Source organism: Salinibacterium xinjiangense, assembly GCF_014645015.1.
Classification (GTDB): domain Bacteria; phylum Actinomycetota; class Actinomycetes; order Actinomycetales; family Microbacteriaceae; genus Rhodoglobus; species Rhodoglobus xinjiangensis.
In genome coordinates, this window is sequence record NZ_BMLC01000005.1 from 199,448 (window position 1) to 216,559 (window position 17,112).

General features: G+C 62.0%; 18 protein-coding genes and 1 tRNA gene. 7 read left to right on the forward strand and 12 right to left on the reverse strand.

Features of this window, described 5'->3' with window-relative positions:
• Positions 1-32: 32 nt before the first annotated feature.
• Together IEW81_RS14175 and IEW81_RS14180 are read right to left on the reverse strand one after the other, a co-directional pair.
• Complete coding sequence (locus IEW81_RS14175) at positions 33-1,031, reverse strand: tRNA (adenine-N1)-methyltransferase (protein WP_097060994.1); 999 nt, start codon at positions 1,029-1,031, stop codon at positions 33-35.
• Positions 1,028-1,699 carry an HAD family hydrolase gene (locus IEW81_RS14180; protein ID WP_229671423.1) on the reverse strand — a complete coding sequence of 224 codons (672 nt, stop codon included), beginning with the start codon at positions 1,697-1,699 and terminating at the stop codon, positions 1,028-1,030. Before IEW81_RS14180 ends, IEW81_RS14175 begins: the two co-directional genes overlap by 4 nt.
• A 67-nt stretch (positions 1,700-1,766) precedes the next feature.
• On the opposite strand from IEW81_RS14180, the gene IEW81_RS14185 reads away from it, so the two are divergent.
• Positions 1,767-2,714 carry a proteasome assembly chaperone family protein gene (locus tag IEW81_RS14185; RefSeq protein WP_097060993.1) on the forward strand — a complete coding sequence of 316 codons (948 nt, stop codon included), beginning with the start codon at positions 1,767-1,769 and terminating at the stop codon, positions 2,712-2,714.
• A 398-nt stretch (positions 2,715-3,112) separates the two neighbouring features.
• Here IEW81_RS14185 and IEW81_RS14190 read toward each other — a convergent pair whose 3' ends face one another.
• From IEW81_RS14190 to IEW81_RS14205, 4 genes are all read right to left on the reverse strand, one after another.
• Positions 3,113-3,817, reverse strand: coding sequence for a hypothetical protein (locus IEW81_RS14190; protein ID WP_097060992.1), 705 nt, complete (start codon positions 3,815-3,817; stop codon positions 3,113-3,115).
• Positions 3,818-4,139: 322 nt separating this feature from the next.
• Positions 4,140-5,354 carry a cysteine--1-D-myo-inosityl 2-amino-2-deoxy-alpha-D-glucopyranoside ligase gene (gene mshC, locus IEW81_RS14195; RefSeq protein ID WP_097060991.1) on the reverse strand — a complete coding sequence of 405 codons (1,215 nt, stop codon included), beginning with the start codon at positions 5,352-5,354 and terminating at the stop codon, positions 4,140-4,142.
• Positions 5,355-5,363: 9 nt separating this feature from the next.
• Positions 5,364-6,215, reverse strand: a complete 852-nt coding sequence (locus tag IEW81_RS14200) for an undecaprenyl-diphosphate phosphatase (RefSeq protein ID WP_097060990.1) — start codon at positions 6,213-6,215, stop codon at positions 5,364-5,366.
• A gap of 26 nt (positions 6,216-6,241) precedes the next feature.
• On the reverse strand, positions 6,242-7,546 hold the full coding sequence (locus IEW81_RS14205) for a M20/M25/M40 family metallo-hydrolase (RefSeq protein ID WP_097060989.1): 1,305 nt from the start codon (positions 7,544-7,546) through the stop codon (positions 6,242-6,244).
• An 85-nt stretch (positions 7,547-7,631) separates the two neighbouring features.
• On the opposite strand from IEW81_RS14205, the gene IEW81_RS14210 reads away from it, so the two are divergent.
• Positions 7,632-7,716, forward strand: a tRNA-Leu gene (locus IEW81_RS14210).
• Positions 7,717-7,950: 234 nt separating this feature from the next.
• Here IEW81_RS14210 and IEW81_RS14215 read toward each other — a convergent pair.
• Both IEW81_RS14215 and IEW81_RS14220 read right to left on the reverse strand, forming a co-directional pair.
• Positions 7,951-9,468, reverse strand: a complete 1,518-nt coding sequence (locus IEW81_RS14215; RefSeq protein ID WP_143544681.1) for a hypothetical protein — start codon at positions 9,466-9,468, stop codon at positions 7,951-7,953.
• 290 nt (positions 9,469-9,758) lie between these two features.
• Complete coding sequence (locus IEW81_RS14220; protein WP_097060987.1) at positions 9,759-10,931, reverse strand: hypothetical protein; 1,173 nt, start codon at positions 10,929-10,931, stop codon at positions 9,759-9,761.
• Positions 10,932-11,072: 141 nt separating this feature from the next.
• Between IEW81_RS14220 and IEW81_RS14225 the strand changes: the two genes are divergently transcribed.
• Positions 11,073-11,477, forward strand: coding sequence for a hypothetical protein (locus tag IEW81_RS14225; protein WP_143544680.1), 405 nt, complete (start codon positions 11,073-11,075; stop codon positions 11,475-11,477).
• A 127-nt stretch (positions 11,478-11,604) separates the two neighbouring features.
• Here the strand turns inward: IEW81_RS14225 and IEW81_RS14230 are convergent, their stop codons facing one another.
• Together IEW81_RS14230 and IEW81_RS14235 are read right to left on the reverse strand one after the other, a co-directional pair.
• Complete coding sequence (locus tag IEW81_RS14230) at positions 11,605-12,069, reverse strand: helicase associated domain-containing protein (protein ID WP_097060985.1); 465 nt, start codon at positions 12,067-12,069, stop codon at positions 11,605-11,607.
• A gap of 419 nt (positions 12,070-12,488) precedes the next feature.
• Entirely contained in the window at positions 12,489-12,968 is a 480-nt protein-coding gene (locus IEW81_RS14235; protein WP_097060984.1) for a hypothetical protein, read from the reverse strand.
• A gap of 615 nt (positions 12,969-13,583) precedes the next feature.
• On the opposite strand from IEW81_RS14235, the gene IEW81_RS14240 reads away from it, so the two are divergent.
• Both IEW81_RS14240 and IEW81_RS14245 read left to right on the forward strand, forming a co-directional pair.
• On the forward strand, positions 13,584-14,816 hold the full coding sequence (locus IEW81_RS14240; RefSeq protein WP_097060983.1) for a type II toxin-antitoxin system HipA family toxin: 1,233 nt from the start codon (positions 13,584-13,586) through the stop codon (positions 14,814-14,816).
• On the forward strand, positions 14,813-15,070 hold the full coding sequence (locus tag IEW81_RS14245; RefSeq protein ID WP_097060982.1) for a hypothetical protein: 258 nt from the start codon (positions 14,813-14,815) through the stop codon (positions 15,068-15,070). The genes IEW81_RS14240 and IEW81_RS14245 overlap by 4 nt, the downstream gene beginning before the upstream one ends.
• Positions 15,071-15,124: 54 nt before the next feature.
• On the opposite strand, the gene IEW81_RS14250 is transcribed toward IEW81_RS14245, so the two are convergent.
• A complete protein-coding gene (locus IEW81_RS14250; RefSeq protein ID WP_143544679.1) occupies positions 15,125-15,433 on the reverse strand; it encodes a recombinase family protein in 309 nt (102 codons plus the stop codon).
• Between the two features lie 134 nt (positions 15,434-15,567).
• Between IEW81_RS14250 and IEW81_RS14255 the strand changes: the two genes are divergently transcribed.
• The gene (locus tag IEW81_RS14255) at positions 15,568-15,711 is read left to right on the forward strand and encodes a hypothetical protein (protein WP_179691855.1); all 144 of its coding nucleotides are present in this window, start codon (positions 15,568-15,570) and stop codon (positions 15,709-15,711) included.
• A gap of 31 nt (positions 15,712-15,742) precedes the next feature.
• Here the strand turns inward: IEW81_RS14255 and IEW81_RS14260 are convergent, their stop codons facing one another.
• Entirely contained in the window at positions 15,743-16,291 is a 549-nt protein-coding gene (locus tag IEW81_RS14260; protein WP_097060980.1) for a TetR/AcrR family transcriptional regulator, read from the reverse strand.
• A gap of 53 nt (positions 16,292-16,344) precedes the next feature.
• On the opposite strand from IEW81_RS14260, the gene IEW81_RS14265 reads away from it, so the two are divergent.
• Positions 16,345-17,067: an MBL fold metallo-hydrolase gene (locus IEW81_RS14265; RefSeq protein WP_097061448.1), complete on the forward strand. Its 723-nt coding sequence runs from the start codon at positions 16,345-16,347 to the stop codon at positions 17,065-17,067.
• The last annotated feature ends 45 nt before the right edge of the window (positions 17,068-17,112 follow it).

A 17,112-nucleotide genomic window follows, 5' to 3' on the forward strand; every position in this document is an offset into this window, starting at 1 on the left:
GCCATGCGAAATCGCCCGGCTACGAAAATACTCTACTGGTCGGCTGGGGTGGTTCCTGTGGCTGCCCGCGCCGCCGCCTGCGCTTCACGGGCGGTCTTGCGCAGTCGCTTGGCGCTGGATGTGCGCTCCCCCAGTGCACCGGGGGTCCAGGCCTCGACATCCTCATCGCTGAAATCCGACTTCGACGCGCGGCGCTTCAGGGCTGGCAACACTGCACCCGGGGCGAGGCGACGGGCCGTCATGAGGAATCCGGTGTGTCCGATCATCCTGTGATCAGGACGCACGGCGAGACCCTCGACGTGCCAGGTGCGCACCATCGTCTCGCTGGGCTCGGGGTCGGTGAAAGCGCCGGTCTCGCGAATCGCCTCGGCCACTCGAGACAGCTGGGTGACGGTGGCGATGTAGCAGATGAGCACGCCGCCGGGGGTGAGCGCGTCGGCACACTCGTCGAGGCACTCCCACGGGGCGAGCATGTCGAGCACGATGCGATCGACGCTGCCGTCGGCGACCGTCGCGGGCATCGCCACCTGCAGGTCTCCGACCGTGACGGACCAGTTGGTTGGCTCGGCGCCGAGGAATGCTGTGACGTTCGCCCTGGCGACATCCGCAAATTCGTCGCGGCGTTCGAAGGAGTGCAGTGTGCCGGTGGCGCCGATCGCCCGCAGGAGCCACAGCGACAGGGCACCCGACCCCACCCCGGCCTCGACCACCGTCGCACCGGGGAAGATATCGGCCTGTCCCAGGATCTGGGCCGCGTCCTTGGGATAGATGATTGCGGCGCCGCGAGGCATCGACATCACGAAGTCGGTAAGCAGCGGCCTCATGGCGAGGTACTCGACACCATTCGTGGACTCGACCACGGAGGCATCCGGCTGCCCGATGATCGCATCGTGGCTGAGAACTCCACGGTGACTGTGGAACGTGCCGCCCACCTCGAGGGTGACCGTGTTCAGATTGCCCTTCGGGCCGGTGAGCTGTACGCGGTCTCCCACGCGAAATGGGCCGCTCTGTCGACGGAAGCCGTCACTCATCGCGCACCTTCGATCAAAAATGCTGCCGAGAGGTCTGAGACGGTGCGCCCGTCGAGGGTGGGCCAGAGAACGTCAGCCGGCGAATCGATGAGTTCGACCATGAACGGCACGCCGATGACGACCGCACCCGCTGCAGAGGCCGATGCGATTCCGGGGGGTGAATCCTCGATCGCCAGGCATTGCGTGATGTCGACACCGAGCAGCTCGGCCCCCCGATGGTATGCCTCAGGATGCGGCTTGCTGTTGGTCACGTCATCCCCGGACACCACGGCATCGAAGCCGACGAATCCGAGCCGGTCGGCGACGTGGTGAGCCATCCTGCCGACCGACATCGTCACGAGAGCGGTGGGGATGCGGGCTTCGCGCAGTTCCATGAGCAGTTCGCGGGCTCCCGGGCGCCACGGAATCCCGAATTCCACGAGCTGTTCGATCACCTTGTCTGTGAGATTGTCGATGATCTCGACCTCGGTGAGGGCCACACCCTTGGTCTGCATGATCTGGGCGGAACGCCACAGTCCAGAGCCGATCAGCTGGAGAGCTTCCTCATGGGACCATGAGCCGCCGAACGCCTCGATCAGCTCGGTCTCGGCGGCTATCCAGTAGGGCTCGGTATTGACGAGGGTGCCATCCATGTCCCAGAGAACGGCGGCAGGAGCAGAGTGAGTCACAACGCACCATCGTAGTTCTATCCTTGAAGAACGCCCGGTCACTCGATTCGGGCAAGGAAGGAAACCTGTGACTGACAGCCAATTCGGTAGCGGACGGCTGCTCGTCGTCGCGTTCGAGGGCTGGAACGATGCGGGCGAGGCCGCCAGCGGCGCCGTTCGGGCGCTCAAGGAACTGCTCGATCTCTACCCCATCGCCGAGGTGGATCCCGAGGACTACTTCGACTACCAGTTCAACCGGCCCTCCATCGCCAACGACGATGAAGGCAACCGGTCGCTGGTGTGGCCGGGAGTAACCGTCTACGGTCCCACCAGGCCCAATAGTGCACCAGCCGTCGGAATTGCCGAAGATGCCGAGCTGACGGTCAGCGGAGCCAACGGACCCAATGTCTACCTGCTGCTCGGCACAGAGCCGTCACGTGGGTGGAAGACGTTCACGCGCGAGATCCTCGATGTGGTGGAGACAAACGAGATCTCTTCGATCGTCTTCCTCGGCGCGATGCTGGCCGATGTGCCGCACTCACGGCCCATCTCGATCTTCACGAGCAGCGAGAACGCGGGAGTGCGGTCGCAGCTTTCGATCGAGCGGAGCGCTTACGAGGGACCGGTCGGAATCCTGTCAGTGCTCGGCAACGCCGCTGAGCTGGCCGGGGTCACCACGATGTCGATCTGGGCGTCAGTGCCCCACTACGTGCACAACGCCCCATCGCCCAAGGCGACCCTCGCCATCCTCGACAAGCTTGAAGAGATCGTGGATGTCGTCATCCCGCGCGGCGACCTCGTTACCGAAGCCCAGGCCTGGGAGACGGGAATCGATGCGCTCGCCGGTGACGACGACGACATGGCGTCGTACATCGCGCAGCTGGAGCAGGCCAGGGACACCGTCGATTCGCCTGAGGCCAGCGGCGAAGCGATAGCCCAGGAGTTCGAGCGGTACCTGCGGCGCACCGGGGATAAGCCCGGCGACAAGCCCGGTGAGGGAACCGCGGGCGACGAACCCTGGCGCCCGAAGGAGTAGGTGCGGTCCACCCCGCGCGCACCTGATCCAGTCGGTGTGAGCGGCTAGGTAAGGCTCGACGTCCTGCGCCAAAAGGGGTATCGGCTGCGGTGTCAGACCGCACTCTCATGATCCGGCGCGATTCGGCCAGACGGCTAGTTTTTTAATGTCGTACGCAAGTTCGTCACCCACATCTACTGGGTTCTCGCATAAGAATAATTCCGCAGCGCAGAGCACCAGAGCATCGTGGAATACATCAGGCGCGGTCGGGAGGGTGCTGAGTTCGTCATTCACACCAGGGGTTCAACACCCTCCGCCGGACTTTAGAAGCTGACCCCCAAACCAACTCGACAGGGATTGCTCATAACCGTCTTTCTCACGTCTCGACGACGCTCAACGGGGCCATATGTTGTGCGAGGTCAACGCCCGGAGGCGAAGAAGCGCACGCAGTCGCCCTGATTGCGGAATACCGGTGCCGAGCTAGTTGCCCAGCCGCCGTTCTTGCAATCGGATTTCGAGGTCAGCACCACCGGCGTGGAGAAGGTGTATCGATCTCCAGCAAATTGCAGGGCGTTTAGCTTTCCATCGGCATAAACACCAGAGCCCAACGAGAAGCCGAAGGCAGAGACGATAGCCTGGGGAAAGGCCATTCTCCAAGCTTCGAGGGAGCCGTGATAGGCGCTCCCCGAGCCCCCTGTCTTCAACGGCGCTGCTTGCTTGACGAAGGGTGCGGAACCGTTACTCGCCCACCAGTCGGTGCCGTAGACGGTCTCGCCGACCAGGATTCCGTCGTTGGTGCCGTCGCCGTCAAAGTCGACGACGAGTTGGAATCCCGGTGCAATTCCGAACGAAGCCGTGTAGTCGAGCGATGGTTCACCCGCGGAGGCGAGCGGCACGCCCGAGGCTATGTACTCCGCGACCTTAGCCGTCGAGGTCGCATTGTCGGTGTAGATGTGAAGTGCGGTGCCGACCACTTCGTAGTGTCCACTCGCGCGGGTATCAGACAGTGCCGGGACGAAATCATTGGGGACATTGATGGTGGCGGATGCGGCCGCAGCGGGTGTGCTGATCGCCACGGTAAGACCGACCGCGAGCACGGTGGCGAGGGGGAGCAGACGCTTCATTGCATTGTCCTTTGTTCAGTTTGCCGGGTTTTCGGGTATTCATAATCCGACCTCAGGTCGGTCGTGCCCAGCTTAGATGAATAATTCCTCATTTTTCTAGGTGATGAGCGAGCATGTACGGGTTGTAGTGATGGCCCAGTTGTGCGGCGTTCCAGCGGGGCGAGCAGTTTCGCCCCGACGCACGCGCGGACACCGGCGATTATCGGCCGCCGCGGCGATGTAGACCCGGCTGGCCCTTCCGGGTGCCGAAGACCAGGCCACCCTCTTGGCGGCTGCAGGGCTGGCTAACCGTGGTTTCGCGTCTTTGTGGCCGGTCGGCTGCTCAGCGCAGCGCGACACCGAGCAGGGCGTGGATCGCGTCGAGATCGACCGGGGTGGGGGCGACACCGCTGCCGACGCGAGCATCCACGATGGCCAGTGCGGCAGGCGTGTCGAGATCGTTGGCGAGGGCATCCCGCAATTGCTGCAGGATGCCGTCACCGTCGGCCGTCGCCCCTGCCCACACGTCCCAGGCGGCCAATTGTGACTCGGCGGTGCGGAGCACCTCGTCGGTCCACTCCCAGTCACCCCGATAGTGGTTCCGTAAAATGGCCAGTCGGATCGCGCGCGGGTCGACACCATCCGCGGTGAGCGCGGAGACGAACACGAGATTGCCAAGGGACTTGCTCATTTTCTCTCCGCGATACGCGACGAGTCCGGCGTGAACGTGAGCGCGGGCGTGATCGCGACCGGTGAGGGCCGCGGTATGGCCGGCGGTGAACTCGTGGTGCGGGAAGACAAGGTCCCGCCCTCCTCCGGCGACGGTCATCGGGACGTTAAGAAACTCCTGCGCGATGACCGAGCACTCGATGTGCCAGCCGGGCCTGCCGTCGCCCAATTCGCTCGGCCACGACGGCTCCCCCGGCCTCGCGCCCATCCACAGCATCGGATCGAGAGGATCGCGTTTCCCTTCGCGCTCAGGATCCCCACCGCGCTCTGCCGCGAGTTCGAGCATGATCTCGCGATTCAGCAGACTCTCCTGGCCCAGGTGCCAAGGGGAGGATGCGGCGGCCGCCGCACTGTCGAAATACACGTCGTCACCGAGCCGGTACGCCGTGCCGGTATCGAGAAGCCGCACCACCGCCAACGCGACAGGCGTGACCATGTCCGTGACCGCGACATAGTGATCCGGCGGGATCACGCTGAGCGCGAGCATGTCACCTCGGAACAGCTCGACCTGCTGCGACGCCAAAACGCGCCAGTCGACGTCGCTAGCTGTCGCGCGTTCCAGGAGCGGATCGTCAACATCCGTCACATTCTGCACGTAGCTCACGTCGTGCCCGGCGTCGAGCCAGAGTCGGACGAGCGTGTCGAAGGCCAGGTACGTGGCGGCATGACCGATGTGGGTGGCGTCGTACGGGGTTATTCCACACACGTATAGCCCAGCGACAGCGTCTGCGTTCGACTCGACGATCGACGCTGACGAGGTGTCGAAGACACGAGGAGCGGCACCGTGACCCGGCAACCGCGGAACCTCGGGCCGGCTCCAGGATTTCACTGGTCCAGCCTAGAGCGGCTTTATGATCCCGTTTGACAGCAGCACCAGCAGCACGGTTCCCAGCAGCAGTCGGTAGATAACGAAAGGCAGGAACGAGCGCTTCTCGATGTAGCGCATGAGAAAGGCGATGACGATATAGCCGACGATGAAGGCAACTACCGTGGCGACGAGTGTCTCCGGGTAGCCGTAGACCCCGGCGGGCTCGCCGAAACTGTGGACGAGCTCATACAGTCCGCTCCCGAAGACCGCCGGGATGGCGAGCAGGAATCCGTACCTCGCGGCGGTGGGTCGCGTGTATCCGAGGGAGAGCCCCATGGTCATGGTTGCGCCCGAGCGGGACACCCCGGGGATCAGGGCGAGCACCTGGGCGAGACCGATCGCAATGCCGTGCCCGTATGTCATCTCCTCGATCGGGCGGATCTTCTTACCGAAATAGTCGGCGAGCCCGAGGATGATGCCGAACACGATAAGCACGATCGCGATGAGCCACAGGGAGCGGAACACGGTGCGGATGGTGTCCTGTGCGAGGAATCCGATGACCACGATCGGCAGTGTGCCGATGATGATGAGCCATCCGAGGCGCACATCCGGATCATTTTTGGGAACGCCCTTGGAATGTGCACCTCCGGCCGAACCGAAATGCCTGAACCAGCGGCTGATGATGCGCACGATGTCGTTGCGGAAATACAGGATCACCGCAAGCTCGGTGCCGATCTGCGTGATCGCCGTGAAGGTCGCGCCGGGGTCGTTCGCGCCGGGCAGGAACTCGCCAACGATGCGAAGGTGAGCACTCGATGACACGGGAAGAAACTCCGTCAGCCCCTGGACGAGTCCGAGAATGATTGCTTCAATGAAGCCCATCGGGGTCTCCTCGGTTCGGGCCAGCTTTAGTAGTTCGAGAGCAGGTCCCCCAGTACCTGCCTGCCAAAGACTAGTGCGTCCAACGGAACCCTCTCGTCAACGCCGTGAAACATGCCCGGAAAGTCGAGACCGGGCGGCAGTTGCAGCGGTGCGAAACCGTATCCCTTGATGCCCAGCTTCGACAGCGCCTTGTTGTCGGTGCCGCCCGAAAGCAGGTACGGCAGCACCTCCGCGCCAGGATCGTGCGCCTTGAGCGTGCCGACCATCGCATCCACGAGTGCACCGTCGAAGCTGTTCTCGAGGCCGACATCGCGGTGCATGACCACGATGTCGATGTCGTCGCCGACCAGTTCGCGCACCCGAGCGAGCACCGCATCTTCCTCGCCAGGCAGGGTTCGGATGTCGATGAGGGCTTCCGCGACATCCGGAATCACATTGTGCTTATACCCGGCCTTCAGCAGCGTCGGGTTGGTGGTGGTGTGCAGCGTCGCGTGAATGAATCCGGCGGCGGATCCGGTGCTCAGCACCACTTCATCGGGACCCGTGGTCTCGGGATCGACGTTCATGAGTCGCGCGAGCTCTGCCACCAGCTGCCGTGTGGTCGCGGTCAGCTCGACCGGCCACTCCTGCTGTCCGATCGTCGCGACCGCCCTGGCGAGCTTCGTGACGGCATTGTCATGGATGATGCGGCTGCCGTGTGCGGCGGTGCCGCGCGCGACCAGCTTGATCCACACCAGGGCCTTCTCGCCGGTCTGCAGCAGGTAGGCACGCTGGCCGTTGATGTGCACGGAGTAGCCGCCGACCTCACTGATCGCCTCCGTGGCTCCGGCGAACAGGTCAGGTCGCGTGTCGACGATGTGATGGGAGCCGAACACTCCCCCGTTCTCCTCGTCAGAGAAGAACGCGATGATGAGGTCGCGCGCGGGCTGGCGTCCCGAGCCGAGGACGTCCTGGAGCGCGGTGATGATCATCGCGTCCATGTCTTTCATATCGACGGCTCCACGGCCCCACAGCAGCCCGTCGCGGATCTCACCGGCGAATGGGTCGACGGTCCAGTTGGCCGGGTCCGCCGGCACGACATCGATATGACCATGAACGACCAGGGCCGGCTTGTCACCGTCGGCGCCGGGGACTCTTGCGATGACGCTCGTGCGGCCGGGGGCGGCATCCACATACTCGGTGGTCAGGCCCATGTCTTCGAGGATGGCGCCGAGATATTCGGCGGCCTCGGTCTCGCCGTTCGATTTCCCTTCGCCGTAGTTCGACGTGTCGAACCTGATCAGGTCGCGGGCGATACGGGCAGTTGATTCGAGCTCGGTGTTCTCGGCCATGCCTCCACCTTAGGTGTGTACGTCGAGGGTCGCAGAAGGGTGCTATTCTCATACTTCGGTGGTCCTGCGAAGGATTCACCACTGCGCGCGGATGGCGGAAATGGCAGACGCGCTAGCTTGAGGTGCTAGTGCCCGTATAGGGCGTGGGGGTTCAAGTCCCCCTTCGCGCACGTTGGGAGATTCGGGTAATTACCGGGTCTGTCTTCGGAAAATTCGGCCGGACAACTTTTTACGAGTTGTCCGGCCTTTTTTCATGGGGTTTTTCTGTTCGGTGTGGCCGCTCGACGGGACCGAAAACTCCCCGGAAATGAAAAAACGGCGCGCCTGAGGTTTTCAGGCGCGCCGTATCGACGTGTTCGTGCGGGAGATGATGTCAAATGTGCGGGATGACTACCGCGGGCTGACTACCCCGGAGGCTGCTGACCTGTGTCGCTCCCGTTGGGGAACAGGTCGCTCTGCCAGAAGACCGCGGGAATCGAGTCGTTCTTTGGGGTCAGCGATTTCGTGGCCAGCTGTCGTTTGTAGAAGCTCAGGATTTGGCGCAGGTTTTCAACGACGGTTGAGAGTGCGCCGACAAGGTAGGTGTACGTGTTTCCTCGGACGGCGCGATGGTCAGGGTTGGCGAGGTCCTCGTATTGGGCGCGTTTGATATTGCGGTTGACGGACTCGACGCCGTTGCGCAAACCCATAGCTGCGGACCAGTCTTTATCTCCGAAGGGGAAGTACTGTTCGTGCTTTAGTCCGCTGGGGTTAGTGTCGGCAGGGTCGACGACCTCGGGATGTTTCATCATGACGGTGTCTCCTTGGTGCGTGCCGGGTCGTCTCTTCCACATCGCGTATTCGGCGGTGGTCGTCGGCAGGAGGTATCGACGAGTCAAATTCTCGTCCATTTGGCCCTTCGCCTTGAGCATGTAGTTCCTGCGCTTGGCAACTTGCTTGGCGTAGAGATCCTCTGCGGCTTTGATGTCCGAACGGACGCTGCGGGAGTCTTTCGCTTTGGACTTCTTGAACTTGTTACGGGCGCCCAAGATGACCTTGTCGGCGTCTCGAAGTACCTGCGGGATGGTGTCCAGGTGCCAGGTTCCGGAGATTTGGACGAATCCGCGTGCGTCATACGCTTGAGCGCCAAGATGTTGGTCCTGATAGGTGACGACGAGTTTGCCACCGAGTCTTCTGACCGGTACTGCAAATTCGTTATAGATCCCGTAGTTGTAGGCGCGGTCGACGATAACCAGGTTGATCCGATGCCCTCGGGCCTTGATCGATTGCACTAGTCGGAGTCCTTCGCCCTTGATTGCGCCCGGAACGTGAAAGCTCACGGCGGTAGTGATCATCGGGAAGAGGTCTTCCTTTTCGTGCAGGTTGGCTGTGGTGCGGCTGATTTCAAGCTCCGTGCCCCAGACGAGTTTCGCGCGCGACTTGGCGTGGTGCTTGACACCGGGCTCGGTCTTCTTCAGGACGGTGGCGTCGGAGTGCGTCACGGCGTCATGACTGCCGGTGCCTCGGTAATAGCCGGCGTCGTAGTTGATACTCCGCCGATCTCCTACAAGAACTTTCGACGAAGGGTTTCCCAGTTTTCCCGCAATGGGAACACACGTTGCATCGATAGCGACGTTGCCTTCGTATCGATCGAGCAGATCTTGCCGCATCATTTGGCGCGATGCCTCGATAAGAGTGTTGGCAAGGATGAACATCCTCTCGCGTCTCATCTGAGTGTCGGCGGCGTCGCGAGCCTTTTTGACTGCGATGAATTCGGCTTGGGTGAGGATCTTGTCTCGCCGCCCTGGGAACTCGTCAACGAGGCGGATGAGTCGCATAATGGCGGTCCAGATTCGGTCGTACAGGCGCTCATCGATTTCGTCGTAGGTTAGCCCGAGTACCTTGCGGTGAGTCGCATTCAGCCCGAGAACGGTCTGGGTCATATGCGTGATTAGTGGTGACTTTCCGAGCCGCAGTTGGAGGAGGATAAGTCCGAGCGCTGCTGCCGGGGTGAAGATCGCGGGTCGGCCGGCCGCGGACTTGGCGTCCTGCGCCTGCCAGTCACGGAGGGAATTGCGCACGCCAGATTTCTTGATCAGACGGTCTACTTCGACGACGGCAACGCCGATGGGGTCAGCCATTGTCGAATCGAGATAATCGCGCATGCCTGCGCCGAAGCTATGGCACATCCACTGGTCAGCCTCTTCGTACTTACTGAGGTTTGTTGGGCGGCTCACAGAACGCCTCGCAGCTGTGCGTCGCGGTCGTCCGCGGCCGGTCGCGGGACGTATTGAGCGAGGCGTGAAATGGACTCCAACGATTGGAGCCCAGCGGCCTCCATGAGTGTGAGTACGTCGACCCGGTTGGCCATCTGGGTTACGAACCACGTGTTGCGAAGGCGACGGACGGTCACTGTCGGTGTCCCGGCAGAACGAGAGGTGCGCCCAACGAAACCGCTGATGACGGCGTTGTTCGTCCTCGACCGGAGGGGCAGGAAAACGAATTCTTCAGACGCGAGTTTTTTCACTGCCTTGGCGATGACCTTCTCGAACTGTGAAGAGACAATGACTCGTCGCTTCGATTCGCCCTCGACGATGACGTCGATCTCAACCAGCCCGGACTCGTGAATCCGGACCTGCTCACTCTTCAGCTGTGCAATCTCGATAGAAGTCAACCCGACGCCTGCGCCCAGCGCTATCAAAACTGCGGCGTTCGAGCGGGTGTATTTCGTCGATTGACCGCTGGCCCAACGGTCGAGGGCTACCAAGTCTGCACTCGTGTAAGGCTGCTCCATCGGTCGCTCATTGAGTGGCATTGGACGACGGGGGTTCTTGTCGGGCGCCACCGCTTCGGCAACGCGGGTGATCCAAGCCCGGTAGTTGCGTCGGGTGCCCGGGGCGATGTCAGACGGCAGTTCCTTTCGGACGTACGTTTCGATCAGCTCACGGTCGAAGATGATGTCGGCGTCGAGTTCAGCCCCGACGACGAAGACTGCCCAATGCACGAAGTACGTGACAGGGCTGATGAGCGCCTCGACGGAGTACGCGGTCTGCGGAAGCGTCAAGGTCATCGCGTCTCGGACGAAGTCGCGGATGTGCGCGGCGTTCGCGGACGGGAGTCCGTCTGGTTCGTATCTGCGAATCTGTTCGGCCACGTCGTCCGCGAGCTGCGTGCGAAGCGCTTGAATCGCCGCGCTGGCTTTCTTATTCATCGTGCCGCCTGGACGCAGCCAAGCCCGCGCCGCCGCTACTGTCGGGTGCTCGAAAGCCTCCGCGAACACGAGTGTGCGCATCGTCTTGTCGTACGTAACGGAGGGTGTCTTGCTTTTGCCAGAAGCAATCGTGCGCTCGGAAGAGGAACGTTCGTTGAATTTGAGGGTGTCTGAAACGGAAGCGAGTGATGTCATGCCGGAATGTGTGTGCGGGCACCTCTGTCAGCTCACGGTCCCACGGCGGAGATTGCACCAAAATATGGTGCATAAACGAATAACGAACCGCTCAAAGCTTTTTATAGCGTTTATTCGGTGAGAAGTAGATAAACTGTTCCCATGGGTAGGCTTCCAAAACCGGGTGGTGCGGTCATCGAACCGCGCTCGTTTACCAACATTCCGAAGAAATTCGGGCAGACCAGCTCGCGCCTTACAGTGGGCACTATTGACTCGCCGCAGCAGGGAGCGGCTGAGTTCCAGCATGCCTTGATGAATAGGATTCGAGAGTGGCTGGTGGATCGGGGCATGAACCTGCGGGGCTATTGCAACGTTACTGAACTGCCGTCCGGCCTCACCGCTGATCGCTTTTACAGACTGAGTGTCGGCGAGGCAATGATGGGCCTCACGGATCTCATGTATTGGGCGAGCGTGATCCCGGACTTTGCGGAAATGGCAGGGCGCGTCATGGAGGCGGTCGCAGCGAAGCCGGAGGACGAGGACCAGGTCGCCAGCACGACGGGCTGATCTAATCCCATGTGCGGCGCTCTGGCTCCACACGCCGCGACGATGATCCCGCATTTACTTGAGAGTAGACATTGTCGCTCGGTCGCTCTTCCCGTTCTGGAAGACAGTTACCACAGAAGCGGCGTGCCTAAACGATCTTGATCAGCAGTTTCCTCAATGCCGACACGCGTCCGGCGGGGAGCTGGCTGCGTTTGTAGATGTGCCTTTGTTTATGGACCCAGGCGCCAAGGGCCCGCTCGCTTTGATCCTGTGATCGGTAGCTCGGCACCCTCCCGTGTGCAGCTTGAAACCTGGCCAGTAGTTCATACTGCTCGTTCCACAGCTCGGCGTGGGGATCAAACGAGAAGCCGTCGATCTGCTCGAGAAGTGCATGTTGCCAACTCGGCAGGTTTCCGCCGGCGAAGCGGCGGCGCTGATAACGAGTCCAGCCGCCGAGAAGGGACTCGGCTCGGTTCTCTGTGCCGCCGCCAGGCTGCTCGCGAGGCATCCCATCGTGTTTTGCAACGAAGCGAACGAGTTCGCCATAGCGTCCCACCCAGTTCTTTACAGGTCGCTCGTCGCGTGCCCCGCTTGAGCTTTCGGTCTTTGCCATGATGCCGCCCTTCCGGACGACGCGTTTGCGCGTCCGAAAATGTCATGCGCGGCATTCGCTGACTGGCGGTCTATCTATCGGTTGCGATTATTGATCCAATGGGTCGGATAGGTGCATCGCGTGAACGGACGGGACATAGCGTCCTCGATCGCAAGCATCTTGACGGCAATCGCTGTCGCGTTCGCCGTCGCACAGTTCGTCGTCTCTCACCAGCGGTCGCACTGAGAAGTCGAGATTATGTACGTCTAGCGCTTTTGGGCGATCATCGATCGAAATCGAGCTGTCAGGTTCAGCGTTACCCACGGGTTGCGATCGGCTCAAGCCCTCTTCCGATCTCTGGCGCCTAGAAGCGCAATTACTGCCCAGGCGGGCATTGGTGGGCCGGCGAACGCGAGCATGTCATTGGGTGGCTCGACGAGCTAGGTGTTCTTCCCACGGGGGTTGTGCGCCGCTGCAAGCACACGGTGAAGGATGACGTCCGCGCGCCGACTAACGAGGAGCGCGTCCTCGTCATCGCTCAGGTCGTTTGCTGCAAGAAGCACCACCCGACACCGAAAGGTTTGGCCAGATTGGTCGTATTCGATGGTTTGGTCCATGAAGCGGTTGTAGTGGCCTCCAACGTACAGAGCCGGTTGTACCTGCAGGAATCCGCGGTGAAACATTCGGCGGCCGGCTTCGGCGAACGCCCGCATTCTGTGGTCCCCCAGTGTCGCGGTGCTGCGAAGGTGACTGTCCAAACTTGGTAGGTGCAGAGGGGCGTCGTGACCGACGAGAAGATCGGCATGTTCACTGCCGAGGGTTCGAAGCTCGGCTTCAGTAATTGATTCCTCGGGCCACCAACGGTGTCCTTCAACGCGCCAGTTGCGGTCGATGGGGTTGGCTTCGTCTAGGACGGCCATCGTCTTGCCCGACGCGAGTGTGGTTCTGTATCCGCGGGGAAGGTGAATGATGTTGTCCCGGATGGGGCGCTGTCCATCGTCGGTCAGGGCAAACTTCGCGTATAGGGTGCGGAAGTCCTCATGATTGCCGTCGACCCAGTACAGAGTCTGGCCCCGATCTTGCAGGCAGCGACTGAGTTTGTTGAGATTTCTGTCCCGATTTCGCTAGGGCCATACGAAACCGAAGTCGCCCAGCGCAACTAGCACGGCTACACCGCCCGCGATCATCGCTTCGGAGGCTGCGAGTAAGTGGCCCGTATCACCGTGCCGGTCGCCGATCAGTCCGATCTAGCAAGCTTTCATCAGTGGAATCACCGCGCCTCCCCATCAACCTGTGACCATACAGGCGGCAGGCGCCCGCTCATTTCCCGGTATGGACGACATCTTGGGAGCCTGGTCGACAAGCCGAGGGCTGACGCACCAGTATGAGTTGAGCAACGGAAGACCGGCCGAAAATGAACTCAGGTGAGGAATGTGGACCGTCTGTCATCTAGGTCAAGGCTGTGGGAAAGCGGCGGCTCGTGATTCGGACGAAACGCTGGGTGGCGAGGTGTTCCGGTTGAACCCGACGGTTCCATGACAGCCTCTGACCTGCGCCCCGACAACGTGTACGTCTGGACGTGGCTTCGCGGAGAGACCGGGCCTGTCGTCGTAGGCGAGGTTCAACAGCGCGGCGGCCGGTTCGTTTTCTCCTACGCGGATTCATACCTGCGTTGCAGCGACGCCATCAGCCTGTATGAGCCAGAAGTTTCTCTCCAGCACAGCGGGATTGAGCGTCTCGAGGGCCTCGCCCTGCCAGGGGCCCTGCGTGATGGCTCTCCCGACTTCTGGGGTCGTCACGTGATCGAGACGACGCGTGGTGTCGATTACAGTGCGATCTCGGAACTGGGCTACCTGCTGGCGTCGGGCTCGAACCGGTTTGGTGCGCTCGACTTCCAGGCGTCCAAGACGGAGTACATCCCCCGTCGCACCGCGGCGCCGTTGGACGAGCTGACGCATGCGGCGTCGCTTTTGCAGCAAAAGCGACCCCTGAGCGACTCGCTGGGAACGGCGCTGGTGCACGGCACAACGATTGGCGGCGCCCGTCCGAAGGTTCTGTTTGACAGAGGCGACGAGCACTGGATCGCAAAGCTCCCCTCCCCCTCGGACGCCTCGTTCTCCGTTGTCGGTGCGGAGACTGTCGCGATGCGTCTGGCTCGCGCGGCCGGCCTTGACGTCGCCGACACCGAGATCGCCGTCTCGAATGGGCAGGAAGTTCTGCTGGTGCGCCGTTTCGATCGCGGACCCGGAGGTGTAAGGCACCACACTGTCTCCGGCCTTACGATCGCTGGCGAGGATGAGATGTACGCCCGCTACGTCACCTACCCGATGCTGCTGGATATGCTGCGCCAGCGCGGTGCAGATCCAGCAGCGGTCGGCCAGGAACTGTTCCGCCGGATCGCTTACTCGATTGCGATCTCTAATTCCGATGACCACGCTCGCAACCACACGGCGTTCTGGGATGGCCGCCATCTCACTCTCACGCCTGCGTACGACCTCACGCCCGGGCCTCGCTCCGGCGAAACCGCAACGCAAGCGATGGCTTACAACCGCGAGGGTACCAAGATCAGCAACTTTGCTGTACTTCTCACCAGTGCCCACATCTACGACTTAACCCAGCGGCAAGGCCGGCACATCATCGAGAAAGTGATCGCAGCGATCAGTGACGGGTGGGAGGACGCCGCAGACGCCGCACGACTTTCAGTCGATGATTGCAGTCTGCTTTGGGGCCATCAGTTCCTGAATCCTGCGGCGCTCTACGACTTTTGAACAACGATCAGCGGTACGGCAAGCGGCCAAGTTTCACCCTCGATCTGATCGTGCACGAAATGGAGCGGCTGTACTTCTCCCAGCAATTTTTGGAGGCGGATGGACGCTCCGGCCCGATGCTTTTCCCATTAGGCGAGACGGGGGTGCGACTCTGTGCGCTGCATTTCCTTGACGGGCAATCGCGCGAGATGAAGATCCAAGCCGCGATTTGGGCCAATGGTACTTGGCCCTCTAACAGCGCCATTCTCGCTTGAGTCGTGGGTGGGCATGCCGGGAAATCGCGGCGAGCGGGTCCGTGTCCCCGCGGATCAACGGTCATCTAGTCCCATTCCCGTCGAGACTTGTTCTACCTGGTAGAGGTAGAGAGGGGCTCTACTCCACCCGACTAGTCCGGTAGCCTCGGCGGCGGTCTCACCCTGACCCCGGGCTTCCCCCACAAGCCGAAGCTTCTCGGCGGTCACCTTCGGATCCGACACCGGGCGGCCGAAGACAGTGCCGGACTTTCGGGATGCGGCAATACCACCGTAGACCCGTTCCACGATCAACTCTCGCTCGTTCCCAGCCAGGGTTCCGAGCATGTTCAACATCAGTCGCCCGGTGGTTGCCGCCGGTGTCATCTTCGGTACTCGTCTGCACAAATTTCCGCACTTGTCTGCGCAGCTCTTCTCTGCCGACCTCGACGATCACTGGCGACCCGGACGGGGAACGTCATGCGGGAATGGGATGGGTCACGCGAGCGGATGTTCGCGCGATGACGGACCCAAACGCCGCTGCGCAGCGAATTATCGTCTCCACTGGCGGCTCGATGCCGATGAAAGGGGTCGGCATGATCCTGAGAGGCGCCATTCTTGTGACAGCGCAGAGCATGATCGCGAAAGGTCACGTCGCCAAATAGCTCGGATGGTCACCGTCGAGCCAGAAGGCGACTAGCTGGATGGAGTGGCTGCGATCGCCTCGACAATCCTCGCCACGCCGAATTCCCACGCGCGCTCGACGTCGCCGCCGAGCTTGAAGCTGCCGTTCAACTCCATGCTGACGAAGCCGGCGGCCCAAGCGGTCAGCGTGCGGGCTGCCTCGAGCGCATGATCCGCGCCGGCCAGCGTTCCAGCGAGGCGGAGAATGGCCTCACTCGCGGCGGCCCCGAACTCAGGCCGGGCAACCGGAATCCCCGCTCCCGGCGTCATGACCAGCTGAAATGCGGCGGGCCGCTCATGACCGAACGCACGGAACCTGTTCGCGAGCTGCAAGGGGCTCGGTGCGGAATTCAAGCGGCCGGCGAGCTCGGTCAGACTCGCTTCCGCCACCAGCTGGATCAGCTCGTTCCGACTCTGCAGCCGCTTGTAGAGAGAAGGCGCTTGAACCCCGACGCGATTGGCGACGGCCTGCATGGTCAGACCGGCCAGCCCCTCTTTTTCAAGGAGGTCGCACGCGGCCAGCACGATCGCGTCGAGAGAGGTCCTATCCGGAGTTGGCATAACCCCAGTATAGCTATTGCCAATAGCTATCATGGCTACGTATGATAGCCATCATGGAACTCAACGCCTCTCTCCACCGCATTGGCAGCGACATCGTCGCCGCCTACCTCGTCGTCACTCCCGAGGGAGTGACCGTCATCGACGCAGGGCTTTCCGGGCATTGGCGCGAACTGCTCGCCGAACTCACGTCGATGGGGCGCACGCTCGACGACGTCAAAGGTGTGATCCTGACCCACGGCGATTCCGACCACGTGGGATTCGCCGAACGGCTGCGGCGCGATCACAAAGTGCCCGTCTACGTGCACGCACGCGATGCCGGGCGGGCGAAGGGCGGCCCGAAGCCTGCGAACGCAAAGCAGCCGATGAGACTGGGTCCTCTGCTGGGCTTCATGGCCTACGCGCTCCGAAAGGGCGGGATGCGCACAGCCTGGCTGACCGAGGTCGTCGAAGTTCACGACGGCGAGACGCTCGATCTTCCCGGCGCACCCCAGATCATCGGACTACCTGGCCATTCCGAGGGCAGCATCGCCATCTACGTCCCCGCTGCCGACGCCGTGTTCGTAGGCGACGGCCTCACGACTCGCCACGTGCTCACCGGCAAGAAGGGACCTCAGCCCGCACCGTTCACCGACGAACCGGATCAGGCGATCAGGTCCCTACGAGCCATCGTTGCCACAGGCGCAAGGTGGGTGCTGCCGGGCCATGGCGCTCCGTGGAGCTCTGGCGTCGAGGCAGCGGTCGCCGCCGTCGAGACCACGGCACGCGCAGCAAAGTAGCGGTGCCGGTTGCCTGGCCGCAGATGATGGTCGCGAGTCGACCGG

Excerpts from the sequence above, each read along its gene's own strand:
- IEW81_RS14205 (WP_097060989.1), bottom strand. The coding sequence starts at position 7,546 with ATGGCCGAGAACACCGAGCTCGAATCAACTGCCCGTATCGCCCGCGAC.
- IEW81_RS14235 (WP_097060984.1), bottom strand. The coding sequence starts at position 12,968 with ATGGCCGTCCTAGACGAAGCCAACCCCATCGACCGCAACTGGCGCGTT.
- IEW81_RS14260 (WP_097060980.1), bottom strand. The coding sequence starts at position 16,291 with ATGCCAACTCCGGATAGGACCTCTCTCGACGCGATCGTGCTGGCCGCG.
- IEW81_RS14230 (WP_097060985.1), bottom strand. The coding sequence starts at position 12,069 with ATGGCAAAGACCGAAAGCTCAAGCGGGGCACGCGACGAGCGACCTGTA.
- IEW81_RS14175 (WP_097060994.1), bottom strand. The coding sequence starts at position 1,031 with ATGAGTGACGGCTTCCGTCGACAGAGCGGCCCATTTCGCGTGGGAGAC.
- IEW81_RS14240 (WP_097060983.1), top strand. The coding sequence starts at position 13,584 with ATGACAGCCTCTGACCTGCGCCCCGACAACGTGTACGTCTGGACGTGG.
- IEW81_RS14215 (WP_143544681.1), bottom strand. The coding sequence starts at position 9,468 with ATGACCCAGACCGTTCTCGGGCTGAATGCGACTCACCGCAAGGTACTC.
- IEW81_RS14250 (WP_143544679.1), bottom strand. The coding sequence starts at position 15,433 with ATGACACCGGCGGCAACCACCGGGCGACTGATGTTGAACATGCTCGGA.
- IEW81_RS14220 (WP_097060987.1), bottom strand. The coding sequence starts at position 10,931 with ATGACATCACTCGCTTCCGTTTCAGACACCCTCAAATTCAACGAACGT.
- IEW81_RS14265 (WP_097061448.1), top strand. The coding sequence starts at position 16,345 with ATGGAACTCAACGCCTCTCTCCACCGCATTGGCAGCGACATCGTCGCC.
- IEW81_RS14190 (WP_097060992.1), bottom strand. The coding sequence starts at position 3,817 with ATGAAGCGTCTGCTCCCCCTCGCCACCGTGCTCGCGGTCGGTCTTACC.
- IEW81_RS14200 (WP_097060990.1), bottom strand. The coding sequence starts at position 6,215 with ATGGGCTTCATTGAAGCAATCATTCTCGGACTCGTCCAGGGGCTGACG.
- IEW81_RS14225 (WP_143544680.1), top strand. The coding sequence starts at position 11,073 with ATGGGTAGGCTTCCAAAACCGGGTGGTGCGGTCATCGAACCGCGCTCG.
- IEW81_RS14255 (WP_179691855.1), top strand. The coding sequence starts at position 15,568 with ATGACGGACCCAAACGCCGCTGCGCAGCGAATTATCGTCTCCACTGGC.